At 69.3% G+C, this 2,118-nt stretch carries 2 protein-coding genes; one reads left to right on the top strand and one right to left on the bottom strand.

What is annotated here, in order from left to right; translation table 11 throughout:
- Nucleotides 1–1,329: S41 family peptidase (locus JYJ84_RS34965; RefSeq protein ID WP_205190151.1), on the top strand; the 1,329-nt coding region annotated here is incomplete at its 5' end.
- An 18-nt stretch (nt 1,330–1,347) separates the two neighbouring features.
- Here JYJ84_RS34965 and JYJ84_RS34960 read toward each other — a convergent pair.
- Nucleotides 1,348–2,118, bottom strand: a 771-nt coding sequence (locus JYJ84_RS34960; protein WP_205190150.1) for an MFS transporter, incomplete at its 5' end; no start/stop codon positions are given.

Below are 2,118 nucleotides of genomic sequence, written 5' to 3'. Positions count from 1 at the left end.
CTGAAGCGGCAGCACCTGACCGACGTCGACATCGGCGCGCTGCTCGACGCAACGACCCACGCAGGAATCAAGACGCTGCCGTACGCACGTTTCTTCGACGCGAAGGAGGAGCAGGAACGGCGCGACGACGAACGGCGTGCGCGCGACGGTACACCCGGCATCGGCATCGTGTTCGAGACGCGGCCCGACGGGCTGCACATCGTCGACGTGATTCCCGACGCGCCCGCGGAACAGGCCGGCGTGCGCCCCGACGATCTCGTCGTCGCGATGAACGATACGAGCGTCGTCGGCATCGACCCCGCCGACCTGACCCAACTCGCCAAGGGCGACGCGGGCGTGCCGCTGAAGCTCACGGTCCAGCGCGGCCCGTCGCACGCGGTCCTGAGCTTTGCACCCGTGCGAAAGATCCTCAAACCGCATCCGGCGAACGCGAAACGGCTCGACGGCGACATCCTGTACACGCGGCTGTCGAGCTTCCCGGAACCGGCGGTCGGCGACTACATCGACACGGTGCAGGCCGCGCGCCGCGCGGGCCCGCCGGTGAAAGGCCTGATTCTCGACCTGCGCATCAACGGCGGCGGCGCGCTGAATGCGGCGATCGGCATCACCGCGCTGTTCACGGGCCGTGATCGCACCGCGATGGTGACGGTCGAGCGCAGCGATGCCAACCGCCGCCGCTACACGACCAACTGGCCCGACTACGAACTGCCGGTCATGCACGGGCAGGATCCGCTCGCGCCGCTGCAGGCCGACGACTGGTGGCGCACCGTGCCGCTCGTCGTGCTCGTCGACGGACAGAGCGCATCGGCCGCCGAAGCGACTGCGGCCGCGCTGAAGGATCTCGGCCGCGCGAAACTGCTCGGCATGCCGACCTACGGCAAGGGCCTCGCGCAGACGGGCGTCGACCTGATCGACGGCACGCGCCTGAATTTCACGTATGCGCGCAACTTGCGGCCGAACGGCTGCCCGATGGACGGCTACGGCGTCGCGCCGGACTGGCTCGTGCCGCCGCGCCGCGACTCGGACGTCGACGGCGTGCTGCTGTGGTACCGGGAAGCCGATCTCGCCCGCGCACCATATGCGGACCGGCTGGCGCCCGATCCGTTCGCGAAGGGGCGCAAGGAACGGCAGAAGCTGCGCGAGCAGCGTGCGTTCGCGAAGATCGATACGGCGAAGAGCGCGGCGCTGCCGCAGCGCGTGTTCGGCACGGCAACCGACTGGCAACTCAGGCAGGCACTCGCCGCACTCGCCGGGCGCCCCGTGCAGACCGTCGAAGCCAGGCCGCAACTGATGCCCGCGCAGCCCGTATGCGAGCGCGTCGGCAACTGACGCGCGCCGCCCGTCCTGTTACCGAAACCCGAACCGCCGGCGCAGCACGACGAGCGCCACGAGGCTCAACACGGCCGCGAACATCAGGTAGAAGCTCGGCGCGGTCTTCATCCCGGTTGCCTTGATCAGCCACGCGATGATGAACGGCCCGAAGCCGCCGAAGATCGTCACCGCGACGTTATACGCGAGCGACATCCCGGTCGTGCGCGTCTGCACCGGAAACACTTCGGACAACAAACCCGGCAGCGCCGCGAAGTAGCCCGTCATCAGGAAGGCGAGCAGCACCTGCAGCGCGATCAGCGTGCCGAAGCCCGGATGCGCGACCAGGTACGCGAACGCCGGATAGATCAGCACGAGGATGCCGATGGCCGGCGCGATCATCACGCGCACGCGGCCGTAAGTGTCCGACCAGTGGCCGACGAGCGGCGCGAACGCCATCTGGATCACGCCGACCACGAGGATCGCCGCGAACGCGGCCGACGGCGCGAGGCCGAGCTGCTTCACGCCGTAGGTCGGCATGAACAGCACGAGATAGGTTGCCACGGTGCCGAGCACGACCACGCCCATCGCAGCGACCAGGCGCGCCTTGTGCGACGCGAAGGTGTCGCGCAGCGGGTTCGCGGTGCCTTCCGCCGCGAGGAATTCGGGCGTCTCGTCGACCTTCGTGCGGATGTAGTACGCGACCGGCCCGAGCAGCAGGCCGAAGAAGAACGGCACGCGCCAGCCCCACGACGCCATCTGCGCGGCCGTGAGTTGCGCGTTCAGCACGGTGCCGAAGCCGGCGGCGAG

Source organism: Burkholderia sp. LMG 13014, assembly GCF_905232215.1.
Lineage (GTDB): Bacteria > Pseudomonadota > Gammaproteobacteria > Burkholderiales > Burkholderiaceae > Burkholderia.
This window is presented reverse-complemented; position numbering and strand designations above follow the sequence as displayed.